The organism is Pantoea sp. B270, from assembly GCF_018726825.1.
Taxonomy (GTDB): Bacteria; Pseudomonadota; Gammaproteobacteria; order Enterobacterales; family Enterobacteriaceae; genus Pantoea; species Pantoea dispersa.
The window spans coordinates 470,920-486,501 of the sequence record NZ_JAHCSX010000001.1 but is presented as its reverse complement, the minus strand read 5'-3'; the positions used below and the strand labels follow the sequence as shown (position 1 = coordinate 486,501).

The window sequence follows — 15,582 nt, the reverse complement described above, 5'->3', positions numbered from 1 at the left end:
CCCTCCCATCAACCCGTTACAGGTAAATAAGAAGTTAAACCGTGAACATTAACGTCGCAGAATTGTTAAGCGGAAATGACGTTCTGTTATTATTTGTCGTATTAGCCCTCGGCCTGTGCCTGGGTAAATTACGCCTTGGCTCCGTACAACTCGGTAATTCTATTGGTGTGCTGGTGGTTTCGCTGATTCTGGGTCAGCAACACTTCGCGATTAATACTGACGCCTTAAGTCTGGGCTTTATGCTGTTTATTTTTTGTGTCGGGGTGGAAGCCGGTCCCAACTTTTTCTCCATCTTTTTCCGCGACGGTAAGAACTATTTCTTTCTGGCGATCGTCATGGTGGTCAGCGCCCTGCTGATTGCGCTGACGCTCGGCAAACTGTTTGGCTGGGATATCGGCCTCACCGCCGGCATGCTGGCCGGCTCGATGACCTCAACGCCGGTGCTGGTGGGCGCAGGCGATACGCTGCGGCAAAGCATCAGCGACACGCAGCTGCTGGGGCGCATGCAGGATAACCTCAGCCTGGGTTACGCCCTCACCTATCTGATTGGGCTGGTCAGCCTGATTTTCGGCGCACGCTACCTGCCGCGCCTGCAGCATCAGGATTTGCCGACCTGCGCCCAGCAAATCGCGCGCGAGCGCGGTCTGGATGCGGACAGCCAGCGTAAAGTGTTCCTGCCGGTAATTCGCGCCTACCGCGTTGGTCCGGAGCTGGTTGAGTGGAGCGGCGGCAAAAACCTGCGCGAGCTGGGGATTCACCGTCAGACCGGCTGCTACATTGAGCGCCTGCGGCGTAACGGCATTCTCGCCAGCCCGGACGGTGATGCAGTTTTGCAGCTCGGCGACGAAATTTCTCTGGTGGGCTATCCGGATGCCCATGCGCGTCTCGACGCCAGTTTCCGTAATGGTAAAGAGGTGTTCGATCGCGATCTGCTCGACATGCGCATCGTCACCGAAGAGATCGTGGTGAAAAACCACAACGCGGTGAATAAACGCCTGAGCCATTTAAAACTGACCGATCACGGCTGCTTCCTTAACCGGGTAATTCGCAGCCAGATTGAGATGCCGATCGACGACAGCATTATGCTCAACAAAGGCGATGTGCTGCAGGTGAGCGGCGAAGCGCGCCGGGTGAAAAGCCTGGCCGATCGCATCGGCTTCATTGCTATTCACAGCCAGATGACCGATCTGCTGGCGTTCTGCGCCTTCTTTATCATCGGCCTGATGATCGGCATGATCACTTTCCAGTTCAGTAACTTCAGCTTTGGCCTGGGCAACGCCGCCGGGCTGCTGTTTGCCGGCATCATGCTCGGCTTCCTGCGCGCCAACCACCCGACGTTTGGCTACATCCCGCAGGGTGCACTGACCATGGTGAAAGAGTTTGGCCTGATGGTGTTTATGGCCGGGGTTGGCCTGAGCGCCGGCAGCGGCCTGCAGCACGGTCTCGGCAGTGCGGGCGCGCTGATGCTGCTGAGCGGCCTGCTGGTGAGTCTGTTGCCGGTGGTGATTTGCTATCTGTTCGGCGCTTATGTGCTGCGCATGAACCGCGCGCTGCTGTTTGGTGCCATCATGGGCGCGCGCACCTGCGCACCGGCCATGGAGATTATCAGCGATACCGCGCGCAGCAGCATTCCGGCGCTCGGCTATGCCGGCACCTACGCCATTGCCAACGTCTTGCTGACGCTGGCGGGGACGCTGATCGTCATCATCTGGCCGCTTTTGCCTGTTTAAAAATATTTTTACACGCGTCAGAACTAATCGGACGCGATGCAGTCTGAATAAGTGCCACTGCTTTTCTTTGAAATCCCCAAATTGAGGAGCCCGTTAGCCTTCTGCTAGCGGGTTTTTTTATGCCTGCTACGCGCCCCCCTTAAGGTTTCCCTAAGCGTGATTTGCCACCCTGTGACTCTGGTTTCGCTATTTGCAAATATTCATGCAACTTTCATCAAAGTTAAACACTCCAACAACCCGCAGTGAGATTCGGAGCGCGGCTATTTATTCTCTGTCCGCGCGCTTCTACGCTATCAACCTTATTTTGCTGGCAATTCTGGCGCTGGCGTTTCTGTGGTGGTCGCGTAACGAAAGCCTCGACATCGCCATCAGCCAGCGCTGGTTTGATCCGCTCACCCGGCGTTTTCCGTGGCAGCACAACCGCTGGCTGGATCTGATCAACCATCGGCTGATGAAGGATGTGATTATCGCTGGCGCGGTGCTGCTATTACTGCGCGGCCTGCAACAGCGTGACGCCCGGCGTGTGCTGGTGGTCCTGCTGTTTGGTATGGGGCCGCTGGTGGTGGGCATGCTGAAGGCGCACAGCGCGCACTCCTGTCCGTGGGATCTGGCGCTGTTCGGCGGCAATGCCGCGAGCTTTCCGCTGCTGGCGGCGGTGCCGGCCAACAGTGGCCCCGGCCAGTGCTTTCCGGGCGGCCATGCTTCCAGCGGCTTTGCGTTGATGGCGCTGTTTTTTTTGTGGTGGCCGGAGCGTCCACGCCGCGCGCTGCTGGCGCTGGCAGTGGGAATCGCCTGTGGCCTGCTGATGGGCTATGGCCAGGTGATGCGTGGTGCGCACTTTTTCTCCCACAATTTGTGGGCGGGCTGGTGGGTGTGGCTCAGCCAGCTGCTGATTTTTGCCGCAATTTCTTTTTGGGTAAACAAGACGAGGACTAGGAAACGTGATGGAAGCTCTTAACCACACCCTCTTTTTATGGATTAACGCCACGCCGGATTCACCCGCGTGGCTGCTCAGCCTGGCGACCTTTATCGCCAAAGATGTGATTGCGATTGTACCGTTGCTGATTGTCGCCCTGTGGCTATGGGGACCGCGCGATCAGCTGCAGTCGCAGCGCGCGCTGGTGCTGAAAACCGGCATGGCGCTGATTTATGCGCTGAGCATCTCCTGGTGCGTGGGCCAGCTGCTGCCACACCCGCGCCCGTTCGCCATTGGCTTTGGTCACCAGTTCCTGTCACACGCTGCTGATGACTCCTATCCCAGCGATCACGGCACCACGATTTTTACCTTCGCGCTGGCGTTTATTTTCTGGCACCGTCTGTGGTCCGGGGTGGTTTTGCTGGCGATTGGCAGCGCTATTGCCTGGTCACGCGTGTATCTCGGCGTGCACTGGCCGCTGGATATGCTGGGCGGTTTTCTGGTGGGGTTGCTTGGCTGTCTGGCTTCGCATCTGGCGTGGCAGCTGTACGGTCAGCGCATGCTGGCGCTGACGCATCAACTCTACCGCGCCCTGTTCGCGATGCCGATTAAAAAAGGCTGGGTGCGCGGATAAACTCAGCCGGCAGGCGGGTTAGCCACGGGCTGACCCGCCGTCCTGAGATTAACTGAACCACTTACCAAACCAGCCGTTGAATTTCATCATAATGAAATCCCAGATGCGGCCAATAAAGCCGGCTTCTGGTACATCCTCCATCGCCACCAGCGGACGCTGCTCAATGGTTTTGCCATCCAGCTGGAAATCGATAGTGCCCACTACCTGATTCTTTTTCAGCGGCGCTTCCAGCTGCGGTGTGTTGAGGGTAAAGCTGGCCTTGAGATTTTTCATCTGCCCTTTCGGGATAGTGATCGCCGCATCCTTCGCCACGCCGAGGTTGACCTGGCTGTTTTCGCCAAACCACACGCGCTGCTGGGCAAACGGTTTATCCGCTTTAATCGGCGTAACGGTTTCATAGAAACGGAAGCCCCACGTCAGCAGCTTTTCACTCTCGCGAAAGCGAATGGCATCGGTCTGCGCGCCCAGTACCACCGAAATCAGGCGCATATCGCCATCGACCGCTGAAGCAACCAGATTGTTGCCCGCCCCTGAGGTATGCCCGGTTTTGATGCCGTCAACCTTAAGGTTGCTACTCCACAGCAGGCGGTTGCGGTTCATCTGTTTGATATTATTAAAGGTAAATTCTTTTTCGCTGTTCAGCGCATACTCTTCCGGCACATCACCAATCAGGCGCTGGCCGATGATCGCCATGTCGCGTGCGGTGCTGTACTGGCCTTCGGCGTCCAGACCGTGCACCGTCATGAAGTGGGTGTTTTGCAGGCCAAAGGCTTTAACGTAATTGTTCATCAGGCCGATGAAGGCATCCTGACTGCCGGCGACATAATCCGCCAGCGCGATACAGGCATCATTCCCTGACTGAATCACCACGCCCTTATTCAGTTCCGAGACCGGGATGCGATCGCCCGGCTTGAGGAACATCAGCGACGATCCGCGCAGTTTCGGATTGCCGGTGGCCCACGCGTCCTGGCCGATAGTGACCATATCGTTGTTAGTAATTTTGCCGGATTTCAGCGCCTGACCCACTACATAGCTGGTCATCATTTTAGTCAGACTGGCGGGATCGAGACGCTGATCGGCATTGGACTCCGCCAGCACTTTGCCGCTGCTGTAGTCCATCAGAATCCACGCTTTGGCCTCAATCTGCGGTGGCGGAGGTGCCTGCTCGGCCTGAGTGGTGACGGGAACGAAAAGCAATAATAATGAAGTGGCCGCCACTGGCCGCCAGACCGAAGTCAGGGAAGTTTTTCTCATGAGCGTGACCCAATTGTCCTTGTAAAATCACGGATTTGTGCAGGTAAGACATGTCTTACCAAACGCTAACGGTTCACGCCGGTGAAAAAAACCGCCAAACCGTAAAGTTTTTTAGAGTTTGTTAGAGTAACCCTGGCATTAAGGCCGCTGCGCTGCCAGTGCGCGGGCGTCAGGGCAGAGGAAAAATTGCGAGAAATTCCGAATTTTCGCAGAACAGTTAAGCCAGTCACAAAATTCCGCTAACCTGATGCCAGTCAGCCCGAGGAGAATCATGATGGACTTAGCCGTTTTCGATCTGGATGAAACCCTGATTTGTGAAGACAGCACCAGCCTCTGGCTGCGCTGGCTGGTTTCGCAGGGGTTTGCACCGGAAGAGATCATTCGTCAGGAGCAGGCGCTGATGGCGCAATACCACGCCGGCAGCCTGTCGATTGAAGAGTACATGCGCACCACGCTCTCACCGCTCACCGGTATGGCGACCCTCACCGTCGCAGGCTGGGTGCGGCGCTTTATTCATCGCGATATCCTGCCGCGCGTCTTTCCCGCCGCGCGCGAACGCATTCAGTGGCATCAGCAGCGTGGCGACACGGTAATGATTATTACCGCCAGCGGCGATCACCTCGCCGTGCCGATTGCGGAACGGCTGGGCGTACACGGCGCGCTGGCGATTGGCGTGGAAGTGGTCGATGAACGCTACAGCGGTGAGATTTACGGCACCGCCACTTACCGTGAAGGCAAAGTTTCACGCCTCAGCGACTGGCGAGCGCTGCAGCAGGATCAACGTTTTGAGCGCACCTGGGCGTATAGCGATTCGATGAACGATCTGCCGCTGTTGTCGCATGCCGATCATGCATGGGTGATTAACCCGGACGCGCTGCTGCAGCAGGAAGCGCAGCAGCGCGGCTGGCAGGTGTGTAACTGGGTGCGCTGATTAACCGCGCGCGGCGCTGGCGGCATCCGCCAGCCCGACTTTCAGCAGCTTGCCATTGGCCTCATCAGTCAGCACATACAGATAACCATCCGGCCCCTGACGAACATCGCGGATGCGTTCGCCACGGTCGCCCAGCAGCCGCTGCGCCTCTTCGACCTTCTCGCCGTTAACGCGCAGACGGATCAGACTTTTATCTTTCAGCGCACCGATAAACAGCGAGTTTTTCCACTGGGGAAAGCGCGCGCTATTGTAAAACGCCATGCCGCTGATGGCCGGCGATTGCTGCCAGTAAAACAGCGGTTGCTCAGTGCCGGCAACGGCGCTGCCCTGCGCTTCCGGCACTTTCTGCCCGCTGTAATCAATGCCGTATGTCGCCAGCGGCCAGCCATAATTTTTGCCCTTCGCCGCCAGATTCACCTCATCGCCGCCGCGCGGGCCGTGTTCACTCTCCCACATCTGCTGCGTCCATGGATTGAGCGCCAGCCCCTGCGGGTTGCGCACGCCGTAAGACCAGATCTCCGCGCGTGCGCCCTGACGATGGTTAAACGGATTATCCGCCGGCACCTTGCCGTCCTGCGTCAGGCGAACAATTTTGCCCGACAGTTTGTCCAGCTGCTGCGCGCTGCGGCTGGCAAAGTTATCGCCGAACGCGATGTACAGATAGCCCTGGCGATCAAACGCCAGTCGCGTGCCGATGTTGGCACCGCCGGACAGTTTCGGCGTTTGCTCCAGCACCACCTTAAAATCCTGCAGATGACGGAGATCTGCGCTGAGCGTGCCGTAACCCACCACGCCGCCCGCGCGGCCGGTGTCATCGGCGGTGGTATAGCTAAGCCACACCCGACGGCTTTGCGCGAAGTCCGGCGCCAGCACCACATCCAGCAGACCGCCCTGGCGGTTGGCCCACACGTCGGGTACGCCACTAATCGGCTGCGATAGCCCCCGGCCCGGCTGCCAGCTGCGCAGCTGTCCGGAACGTTCGGTAATAAGCAGGGTTTGCTGGTCGGGCAGAAACGCCACCGACCACGGATGATCGAGCTTGTCCTGTAACACCTGCACCTGGACATCGGCCGCCAGCGCGGTAAAGGAACCGCTGAGCGCGCCAGCCAGCAGCGCAACACGCCATAAACGCATGGGATTCTCCTTTTCACAGTCTGCCGTTAAGGGTAGTCAGCCAGTAAGAAAGGATGTGCAGGATTTACAAAACATTAAGCCCGGCGCAGTGGCCGGGCGGATAGCAGGCAGGATTATTCGAAGCAGGTTTCCGGGTTTTCCGACAGTGAAATGAAGGATTCACCGCCTTTGGTCAGGGCAATAATGCCGCCGCTTTCAATATCATAAACCCAGCCGTGCAGGCGCAGCTTGCCTTTACGCAGCGCGACCGAAACGGAAGGATGCGTTTTGATATTGTTGAGCTGGGCAATCACGTTCTCTTTCACCATTTCGTTGAGGCGTTTCTCAACCGATTCGTAGTTGCGCTCTTCCACCACCGCTTTTGCCGCATTGGCGTAGTGCAGCCAGTGATCAACCGCCGGCATGCTCTCGAGATCGGCGTTGGACGCAATCGCGTTCATCGCACCACAGTTGGAGTGACCACAAATAATAATCTCGGTTACGCCCAGCGCGACCACCGCATACTCAATGGTTGCCGACACGCCACCCGGCTCCGGACCAAACGGCGGGACGATATTACCGGCGTTACGGATCACAAACAGCTGGCCCGGCTCCGACTGAGTCACCAGCTCTGGCACCAGACGGCTATCCGAACAGGAGATGAATAAAGCTTTAGGATTCTGGTTGGACGCCAGACTCTTGAAAAGATCCTTCCTTTCAGGAAACACATTCTGTTGAAAATTCAGAAAACCTTTGACGATCTCTTGCATTTGTCTGCTCTCACATTATCCACTTCAGCCCCGGCAGAGAGAAACTCACCGCTGGCGCGCTTTAAAATTCTGTAATGTCGATAATAACTTACAATTACCAACCCGATATTTAAGCAAAATCGACCCGCTTGCACAACCCGGATGTCCGCCATGCTCACTAAGCGTACACCAAACAAAATGTTGCGCCAGGTAACCGCCCTGCCCTGACATATAAGATTATTAGATTGACAATATTAGATTTACTCTTTATTTTCTAATTATCCCTTGCAGGGATGGCAGGTGAAAAGAGGTGCATTGTGGTTGAAGTATCCTGGTCTAAACGTGCCCTGAAACACCTGATGAAGATCGACAAACGCTATCAAAAAAGCATCTTTGAAAAGACATCCCAGCTGATCGCCTTTCCGGCCGTCGCCCTGGACATCAGGAAGCTGCAGCAGAGTGATAATCGTTACCGTCTGCGGGTGGGCGATTATCGGGTTATCTTTGCGTTGATAGAGGGAGAGCCTGTCGTTCTTGAGATTGTAGAAGTTGCACGCAGAACCTCTCATACTTACTGATACTCTGCGGGGGAAACCCCGCAGCTATGCACCTGATGACATTGGCCGCGACCTGACGCTACCCGGATAACGTATGTCAAAACAGTATATTTATGATGAAGCAGGCGAACCGCAATTCGTGGTTCTGCCTGTCGCGGAGTATGAAAAGCTGCTTTCAGATGCGGAAAGCAACTGGACAACCCTCGCAATTGAAGCGGATGAACATGATGATGAAACCGTGCCGCATGACGTGGTTGGCATTATGCTCAGCCAGGATATCAGTCTGCAGGCGGCCTGGCGTGTTTACCGTAACCTCTCGCAGCAGTATGTAGCTGAACAATTAGGGACCACGCAAAGTGCAATTTCCCAACTGGAACGCAAAGAGAGTAAACCACAGAAAAAAACGCGCGAGCGCTTAGCCCGACTCTACAGCTGCCGTCCGGAACAATTATTGCTGTAATTCCCCCGGCCACCGTTTGCGTGGCCTTTTTCTCTGATTTCGACAGCGCTTCCCTATACATTTTCCCCGTCAACCTCTGTACAATCGCGCTCCTGTCCACCTTAATTATGATGAATTTTTATCCTTATGAGCCATGTCAAAAATCCGCCGCGTGTAGGCTTCGTCTCTCTCGGCTGCCCAAAAAACCTCGTCGACTCTGAACGCATCCTGACGGAACTGCGGACAGAAGGCTACGACGTGGTGCCACGCTACGATGATGCGGAGATCGTCATCGTTAACACCTGTGGATTTATTGACAGTGCCGTACAGGAATCACTGGAAGCGATTGGTGAAGCGCTGAACGAAAACGGCAAAGTGATCGTCACCGGCTGCCTCGGCGCCAAAGTGGATCAGATTCGCGAAGTGCATCCGAAAGTGCTGGAGATCACCGGCCCGCACAGCTACGAGCAGGTGCTGTCGCACGTGCACACTTACGTGCCAAAACCCGAGCACAACCCGTTCCTCAGCCTGGTGCCGGAACAGGGCGTGAAACTGACGCCGCGCCACTACGCTTACCTGAAAATTTCCGAAGGCTGTAACCATCGCTGCACTTTCTGCATCATCCCGTCAATGCGTGGCGATCTGGACAGCCGTCCGATTGGCGCAGTACTTGATGAAGCTAAACGTCTGGTGGAAGCCGGCGTAAAAGAGCTACTGGTGATCTCGCAGGACACCTCCGCGTATGGCGTCGATGTTAAACACCGCACCGGTTTCTGGAACGGTTCGCCGGTGAAAACCAGCATGGTCAGCCTGTGTGAGCAGCTGGCGAAACTCGGCGTCTGGGTGCGTCTGCACTACGTTTATCCGTATCCGCACGTCGATGACGTGATCCCGCTGATGGCCGAAGGCAAAATCCTGCCTTACCTCGATATTCCACTGCAGCACGCCAGCCCGCGCATCCTGAAGCTGATGAAGCGTCCGGGCGCGGTTGAGCGCACGCTGGAGCGCATCAAACGCTGGCGTGAAATCTGTCCGGAGCTGACGCTGCGTTCCACCTTCATCGTGGGTTTCCCGGGCGAAACCGAAGAAGATTTCCAGATGCTGCTCGACTTCCTGCGTGAAGCGCGCCTCGATCGCGTTGGCTGCTTCCAGTACAGCCCGGTTGAAGGCGCCACGGCTAACCAGCTGCCGGATCAGGTCCCGGACGACGTCAAGCAGGCGCGTTTTGACCGCTTCATGCAGCTGCAGCAGCAGATCTCCGCAGAGCGTCTGCAGGAGAAAATCGGTCGCGAGATTCTGGTGATCATCGATGAAGTGGATGAAGAAGGCGCGGTCGGCCGCAGCATGGCCGACGCCCCGGAAATCGACGGTGCGGTGTACCTGAATGGCGATCGCCAGGTGAAGGTCGGCGAGGTGGTGCGGGTCAAAGTCGAACACGCCGACGAATACGACCTGTGGGGCTCGCGCGTTTAACCGTACTTTTGCTGGTGCGCTTTTTTGCGCGCCAGATAATCGTTATCGGCGCGCAGCCGGTCCCAGCACGCTTTGAACACGGCCGCCGCAGCGGCCTTTTCTTTTTCTACCGTCCGCGGCAGCTCTTTGCCGTCGGCACCGTATTTCCGTCCGCCCTGATGATTGCTGTAGCGGCGCGCGCGGGTGTAACCCATCTGAATAAATTTGCGCGCCATATCCATACCGACAAAATCATCCTGCGCGCGATACGCCTCGAACAGCTGCATGATTTTTTCTGATGACTGCTGCGCCAGCTCGACGGTGCGAAAGCGCCAGTGCGGCAGAATTTCGCTCTTATAAGGTTCCACCATCAGCACCCCCTGCTCGCCGCGCCCGACCTGATACAGCTCCGGATGCTGACGGAAGTCGAGCTGTTTAAAATCCTGCTGGTAATTGAAGGGTTTCATCCCCTGGCCTCCTGTCCGTAACCATTACTGCGGTGAATTATTTCGCTGCCGCACTTTAGTGATGCTTTTTTCCACCGATAACATAACTACCGGCTCATTTGCTAAGAGATGCTCACATGTTCAACAAGATGAAAATTGTGACCGCCATTGTGGTTATTCTGGTGGTATTCACAGCCATGCAGGCCATATCCGGCTCGCTCTTTTTCTCCTCGCTGCGCGCGGGACAACATAATTTCACCGCCAGCAATCAGTTGTCTCATCAGCAGCGCGAGCTGGGCGACGGCTGGCAAACGCTGGTGAAAACCCGCGTCACCATCAACCGCGTGGCGATCCGTATTCTGAAAAATCAGACCGACGAGCAGTCGCTGGCGGCGATCAACAAGCTGCTGCTGGCAGCCGGTGCCTCGCTGGAAGCGGCGCAGCAGCACTTCAATCAGTATAGAAGCTATCCGCGCATCGACGGCCAGAGTGCGTCGACCGCCGATCTGATCGACAATAAATTCAAAGCGTTTGCCGCGCTGCTGCAGCAGTCCGCCGTGTTTCTGAAAGCCAATAACTACGCGGCCTACGGCAACCTCGATGCGCAGCAGGCGCAGGATGAACTGGAACAGGCTTATCAGCAGTGGCGCGATGAAAACATGCAGCTGATTAATCAGCGCAGCCTGCAAAATGACAGCAACTATCAGCAGGTGCTGATCATGATTGCCGTCATCGCGCTGGTGGTGGTGCTGATGGTGGCGGCGGTATGGACGCTGGTACGCCGCGTGCTGCTGGCACCGATGCAGCAGGTGCAGCAGCAGATCGAGCGCTTTGCCGAAGGCGATTTGTCAGCCAGCCTGCAGGTGGCAGGCCGCAGTGAAATGGCGGCCATTGCCGCCAGCCTGAATCATATGCAGCAGGCGCTGCTTGGTACCATTAATAACGTGCGCGACAGCGCGGATGCCATTTTTGGCAGCGCCAGTGCCATCGCCAACGGTAATAATGATCTCTCGGCGCGGACCGAACAGCAGGCTGCCTCACTGGAAGAGACCGCCGCCAGCATGGAACAGCTGACCGCGACCGTGAAGCAGAACGCTGACAACGCGCGTCAGGCCACGCAGCTGGCGAAAACCGCGTCGGACACCGCCGATAAAGGCGGTAACGTGGTGGAAGGCGTGGTGAAAACCATGCGCGACATTGCGGACAGCTCGAAGAAAATCGCCGACATTACCAGCGTCATCGACGGTATCGCTTTCCAGACCAACATTCTGGCGCTTAACGCCGCGGTAGAAGCGGCGCGTGCCGGTGAGCAGGGGCGCGGTTTTGCGGTGGTGGCGGGCGAAGTGCGCAACCTGGCCCAGCGCAGCGCGCAGGCGGCAAAAGAGATCAAACTGCTGATTGAAAACTCCGTGCAGCGCGTGGACCTCGGTTCGCAGCAGGTCAGCAGCGCTGGCGATACCATGCAGGAGATTGTCAGCGCGGTGACGCGCGTCACCGACATTATGGGTGAGATTGCCTCGGCTTCCGATGAGCAGAGCCGCGGTATTGACCAGATTGGCCAGGCGGTGAATGAGATGGATCGCGTGACGCAGCAGAACGCCACGCTGGTGCAGGAATCGGCCAGCGCCTCGGCGTCGCTGGAGCAGCAGGCCAGCCGATTGTCATCGGCGGTGGCGCGTTTCAACACCGGCGCACGCCCGCCCGCTGCGGTAACCGAGCGGGTGGTGAAACCGGTGCTGCCCGCCCCGACCCGCCCCCTGCCCGCGGCGGTGAGCCACGGTAACGACAACTGGGAAACGTTTTGATGCGCTGAAGTTTTTAATAAAATCAATGAATTGAACAAAAGTCATACGCCAGGCATTGCACTTATCGTAGCGGCGCAATTTATTGCGCGATAAATCGCGCCGCTACAACTGCAATGCGGTGTTCACCCTCAGCTCTTCAGTTTCGGGTCCAGCGCATCGCGCAGGCCGTCGCCCAGCAGATTGAACGCCAGCACGGTGAGAAAAATCGCCAGGCTGGGGAAGATCGCCACGTGCGGCGCAATCACCATATCGGCGCGTGCTTCGTTGAGCATCGCGCCCCACTCCGGCGTCGGTGGCTGCGCGCCCAGGCCGAGAAAGGACAGGCTGGCAGCGGTGATGATCGAGGTACCGATACGCATGGTGAAATAGACCACAATCGACGACACCGTACCGGGCAAAATGTGACGCATGATAATGGTCCAGTCGGAAGCACCAATACTGCGCGCCGACTCGATATAAGTCTGATGTTTCAGCACCAGCGTATTGCCACGCACCAGACGGGCAAATGCCGGAATACTGAAAATCGCCACTGCCACAATCACGTTGCTCATGCCACTGCCCATGATCGCCACCACCGCGATCGCCAGCAGAATGCCGGGAAACGCAAACAACACATCGCAGATGCGCATGGTGATGCGATCCCACCAGCCTTCGTAATAGCCCGCCAGCAGCCCCAGCACGGTGCCGATCACCGTGCCAATCGCCACCGAGAAGAAGCCGGCGATCAGCGAAATGCGCGTCCCGACCAGCACCCGGCTAAAGATATCGCGCCCAAGGGAATCGACGCCAAACAGATGCATCCACGACGGACCTTCGTTGAGCCGGTCGTAGTCAAAATAGTTTTCGGCATCAAACGGGGCGATCCACGGGGCGATAAACGCCACCACAATCAGCAGCAGCACAAATGCGCCCGCCAGCAGCGCCACATGCTGACGGCGAAAGCGCCGCCAGAATTCACGCCACGGCGTGCGAACCCGGTTTTCCGTCATCAGCGGCAGGGATTTCAGTGCCGCCTCGCGTCGCCAGTTCTTCAATTGCGACTCCTTACCTGTAGCGAATAGCCGGGTTGATCGCCGCGTAAAGCATATCGACGATCAGGTTAATCAGAATGAACTCCAGCGAGAACAGCAGCACCTCGGCCTGAATCACCGGGTAATCGCGCATCTCCACCGAATCCACCAGCAGACGGCCCAGTCCGGGCCAGTTAAACACCACTTCCACCACAATCGAGCCACCGAGCAGAAAGCCGAACTGCAGCCCCATCATGGTGACCACCGGAATCATGGCATTGCGCAGCCCGTGTTTGACCACCACCAGCGATTCGCGCACCCCTTTGGCCCGCGCGGTGCGCATATAATCTTCCTGCATCACCTCAACGAACGAAGCGCGGGTAAAGCGCGCCATCACCGCGGCCACGGCGGCACCGAGCGTAATCGACGGCAGAATGTAGTGCTGCCAGCTGTCGGCGCCCACCGTTGGCAACCAGCCGAGCTCGACCGAAAAGACCTGCATCAGCAGCATACCCAGCGCAAACGCCGGAAAGGAGATGCCGGAAACCGCCAGCGTCATGCCGATGCGGTCCGGCCAGCGATTGCGCCATACCGCCGAAACGATGCCGATCGCCATGCCAAACACCACCGCCCACACCATGCTGCTCAGCGTCAGCCACAGAGTAGGAAAAAAGCGCGCGGCAATTTCGGCAGAGACCGGCCGCTTTGACACCATCGACTGACCAAAATCACCCTGCAAAGCATTGAGGATAAAGTGCCAGAACTGCTGAATCAGCGGCTGATCGAGTCCCAGCTCCTGACGCACCAGCGCCACCACTGAGGCATCCGCTTCCGGTCCGGCAATCAGGCGCGCCGGGTCTCCCGGCAGCAGATGCACGAACAGGAACACCAGCACTGCGACAATCAGCAGCGTGGGAATCAGTCCGAGCAGGCGTTTAAGAAAATAGTTGAGCATGCGAAATCCCGCGCAGCATCGGCCAGCCCCGTAAGGCTGGCCGCGTCTGTTACTTCAGATCCGCCTCATCAAAATTGAATGAGGTATCGGGCATGACGTAAAAACCGGTCAGGTTTTTATTGTTCGCAGACAGCAGCTGCTCCACCACCAGCGGAATCCACGGGTGATCGTTCCAGATGCGGTCCTGCGCGTCTTTATACAGTCTGGCTTTCTGGTCGCGATCGGTGGTCTTCAGCGCATCCGCCAGGTCTTTATCCACCTGCGGGTTGCTGTAGAACGCGGTGTTGAAGATCGCCGGTGGCCACGAGCTGGTGGCGAACAGCGGCGTCAGCGCCCAGTCGGCTTCGCCGGTGGAGGCTGACCAGCCGGTGTAGAACATGCGCACCCCGCTCTCTTTCTGCCCTTTACTCTCTACTTCCGCCGCGCGCTGGCCGGCATCCATCGCCGTGACTTTTACCTTCACGCCTACCTGCGCCAGCTGCTGCTGGGTGAACTGCAGCACTTTCTGCGCGGTGCTGTGGTTATGCGATGACCACAGCGTGGTTTCAAAACCATTCGGGTAGCCCGCTTCCTTCAGCAACTCGCGCGCTTTGGCCGGATCGTATTTGATGGCCGGATAGCTCTGGGCAAAATCAATGCGCGGCGGCACGATGCCGGTGGCTGGCGTGGCGTAACCGGCAAAGGCCACTTTCGCCAGCGCCTGGCGATTGATGGCGTACTCCAGCGCTTCACGCACTTTCGGGTTATCGAACGGCTTTTGCGTCACGTTGAGGCTGATGTAACGCTGCATGATCGATGGTGTGGTCACCACATCCAGCTTGCTATTGCCCTGCAACAGTTTGGCCTGCTCTAACGGCACCGGGAAGGCAAAGCTGGCCTCGCCGGTTTGCAGCATCGCCGCGCGGGTGTTGTTATCCACCACCGGACGCCAGGTAATGCTGTCGAGTTTTGGATAGCCCGGTTTCCAGTAGCCCGACCACTTTTTCACTTTGACAAAATCGGTCTGGTTCCAGGTGTCAAAGGTATAAGGTCCGGTGCCTACCGGATGGAAACCGATGTCCTTGCCATATTTTTTCAGCGCGGTTGGCGAGATCATCACCGCAGCCGGGTGTGCCAGATTGTTGATAAACGCTGAGAACGGCTGCTTCAGGGTAATTTTCACCGTGGACGGATCGACTACTTCGGTGGTGGCGACATATTTAAACAGGTTATAGCGCTTGAGATGATTTTCCGGATTGCTGGCGCGGTCGAGGTTGACCTTCACCGCTTCGGCATTGAAATCCGTGCCATCCTGGAATTTCACACCCGGACGCAGCTTGATGGTGTAAGTCAAACCATCGCTGCTGGCCTGGTAGCTGTCCGCCAGCACGTTGACCAGCTTCATGTCTTTATCGAAGCCGAACAAGCCCTGATAGAAAGACTTGGCCACCGCCTGCGACAGCGTGTCGTTGGCGTCGTACGGATCCAGCGTGGTGAAGGTCGACGCCACGGCAATCACCGCATCTTTGGCCGCCCAGGCGGGCAGCGCCAGCGCCGAACTCAACAACCCGGCAGTGATAACCCCTTTTCGCATGATATGGTGCATCGTTAT

General features: G+C 57.3%; 15 protein-coding genes. 8 read left to right on the top strand and 7 right to left on the bottom strand.

Annotation, left to right across the window (positions count from 1 at the left end):
* Positions 1-41: 41 nt before the first annotated feature.
* From KOL70_RS02385 to ybjG, 3 genes are all read left to right on the top strand, one after another.
* Positions 42-1,730: an aspartate:alanine antiporter gene (locus KOL70_RS02385; protein WP_021508387.1), complete on the top strand. Its 1,689-nt coding sequence runs from the start codon at positions 42-44 to the stop codon at positions 1,728-1,730.
* A 202-nt stretch (positions 1,731-1,932) separates the two neighbouring features.
* A complete protein-coding gene (locus tag KOL70_RS02380) occupies positions 1,933-2,688 on the top strand; it encodes a phosphatase PAP2 family protein (RefSeq protein WP_072209736.1) in 756 nt (251 codons plus the stop codon).
* Positions 2,675-3,280: an undecaprenyl-diphosphate phosphatase gene (gene ybjG / locus KOL70_RS02375; RefSeq protein WP_021508389.1), complete on the top strand. Its 606-nt coding sequence runs from the start codon at positions 2,675-2,677 to the stop codon at positions 3,278-3,280. Before KOL70_RS02380 ends, ybjG begins: the two co-directional genes overlap by 14 nt.
* Before the next feature lie 48 nt (positions 3,281-3,328).
* On the opposite strand, the gene KOL70_RS02370 is transcribed toward ybjG, so the two are convergent.
* Positions 3,329-4,534 carry a serine hydrolase gene (locus tag KOL70_RS02370; protein ID WP_058780826.1) on the bottom strand — a complete coding sequence of 402 codons (1,206 nt, stop codon included), beginning with the start codon at positions 4,532-4,534 and terminating at the stop codon, positions 3,329-3,331.
* A gap of 274 nt (positions 4,535-4,808) precedes the next feature.
* Between KOL70_RS02370 and KOL70_RS02365 the strand changes: the two genes are divergently transcribed.
* The gene (locus KOL70_RS02365; protein WP_058780827.1) at positions 4,809-5,465 is read left to right on the top strand and encodes an HAD family phosphatase; all 657 of its coding nucleotides are present in this window, start codon (positions 4,809-4,811) and stop codon (positions 5,463-5,465) included.
* Here the strand turns inward: KOL70_RS02365 and KOL70_RS02360 are convergent, their stop codons facing one another.
* Together KOL70_RS02360 and KOL70_RS02355 are read right to left on the bottom strand one after the other, a co-directional pair.
* A complete protein-coding gene (locus KOL70_RS02360) occupies positions 5,466-6,599 on the bottom strand; it encodes a PQQ-dependent sugar dehydrogenase (RefSeq protein ID WP_127833855.1) in 1,134 nt (377 codons plus the stop codon).
* A 113-nt stretch (positions 6,600-6,712) separates the two neighbouring features.
* Positions 6,713-7,348, bottom strand: a complete 636-nt coding sequence (locus tag KOL70_RS02355) for a carbonic anhydrase (protein ID WP_021508393.1) — start codon at positions 7,346-7,348, stop codon at positions 6,713-6,715.
* Between the two features lie 296 nt (positions 7,349-7,644).
* Between KOL70_RS02355 and KOL70_RS02350 the strand changes: the two genes are divergently transcribed.
* The 3 genes from KOL70_RS02350 to rimO all read left to right on the top strand — a co-directional run bounded on the left by KOL70_RS02350 (position 7,645) and on the right by rimO (position 9,796).
* Positions 7,645-7,905 carry a type II toxin-antitoxin system RelE/ParE family toxin gene (locus KOL70_RS02350; RefSeq protein ID WP_031279864.1) on the top strand — a complete coding sequence of 87 codons (261 nt, stop codon included), beginning with the start codon at positions 7,645-7,647 and terminating at the stop codon, positions 7,903-7,905.
* 73 nt (positions 7,906-7,978) lie between these two features.
* The gene (locus tag KOL70_RS02345; RefSeq protein ID WP_021508395.1) at positions 7,979-8,344 is read left to right on the top strand and encodes a helix-turn-helix domain-containing protein; all 366 of its coding nucleotides are present in this window, start codon (positions 7,979-7,981) and stop codon (positions 8,342-8,344) included.
* Positions 8,345-8,470: 126 nt separating this feature from the next.
* Entirely contained in the window at positions 8,471-9,796 is a 1,326-nt protein-coding gene (rimO, locus tag KOL70_RS02340) for a 30S ribosomal protein S12 methylthiotransferase RimO (RefSeq protein WP_104187018.1), read from the top strand.
* Here the strand turns inward: rimO and KOL70_RS02335 are convergent.
* Positions 9,793-10,242 carry a DUF4385 domain-containing protein gene (locus tag KOL70_RS02335; protein WP_021508397.1) on the bottom strand — a complete coding sequence of 150 codons (450 nt, stop codon included), beginning with the start codon at positions 10,240-10,242 and terminating at the stop codon, positions 9,793-9,795. The genes rimO and KOL70_RS02335 overlap by 4 nt on opposite strands.
* A 116-nt stretch (positions 10,243-10,358) precedes the next feature.
* Between KOL70_RS02335 and KOL70_RS02330 the strand changes: the two genes are divergently transcribed.
* Positions 10,359-12,026: a methyl-accepting chemotaxis protein gene (locus KOL70_RS02330; RefSeq protein ID WP_215480154.1), complete on the top strand. Its 1,668-nt coding sequence runs from the start codon at positions 10,359-10,361 to the stop codon at positions 12,024-12,026.
* 128 nt (positions 12,027-12,154) lie between these two features.
* On the opposite strand, the gene gsiD is transcribed toward KOL70_RS02330, so the two are convergent.
* From gsiD to gsiB, 3 genes are read right to left on the bottom strand one after another with little or no spacing between them, the layout of a single operon-like run.
* On the bottom strand, positions 12,155-13,060 hold the full coding sequence (gsiD, locus tag KOL70_RS02325) for a glutathione ABC transporter permease GsiD (protein ID WP_058757796.1): 906 nt from the start codon (positions 13,058-13,060) through the stop codon (positions 12,155-12,157).
* Between the two features lie 10 nt (positions 13,061-13,070).
* Positions 13,071-13,991, bottom strand: a complete 921-nt coding sequence (gene gsiC, locus KOL70_RS02320; RefSeq protein WP_021508400.1) for a glutathione ABC transporter permease GsiC — start codon at positions 13,989-13,991, stop codon at positions 13,071-13,073.
* A 49-nt stretch (positions 13,992-14,040) separates the two neighbouring features.
* A complete protein-coding gene (gsiB, locus tag KOL70_RS02315) occupies positions 14,041-15,576 on the bottom strand; it encodes a glutathione ABC transporter substrate-binding protein GsiB (RefSeq protein WP_021508401.1) in 1,536 nt (511 codons plus the stop codon).
* Between the last annotated feature and the right edge of the window lie 6 nt (positions 15,577-15,582).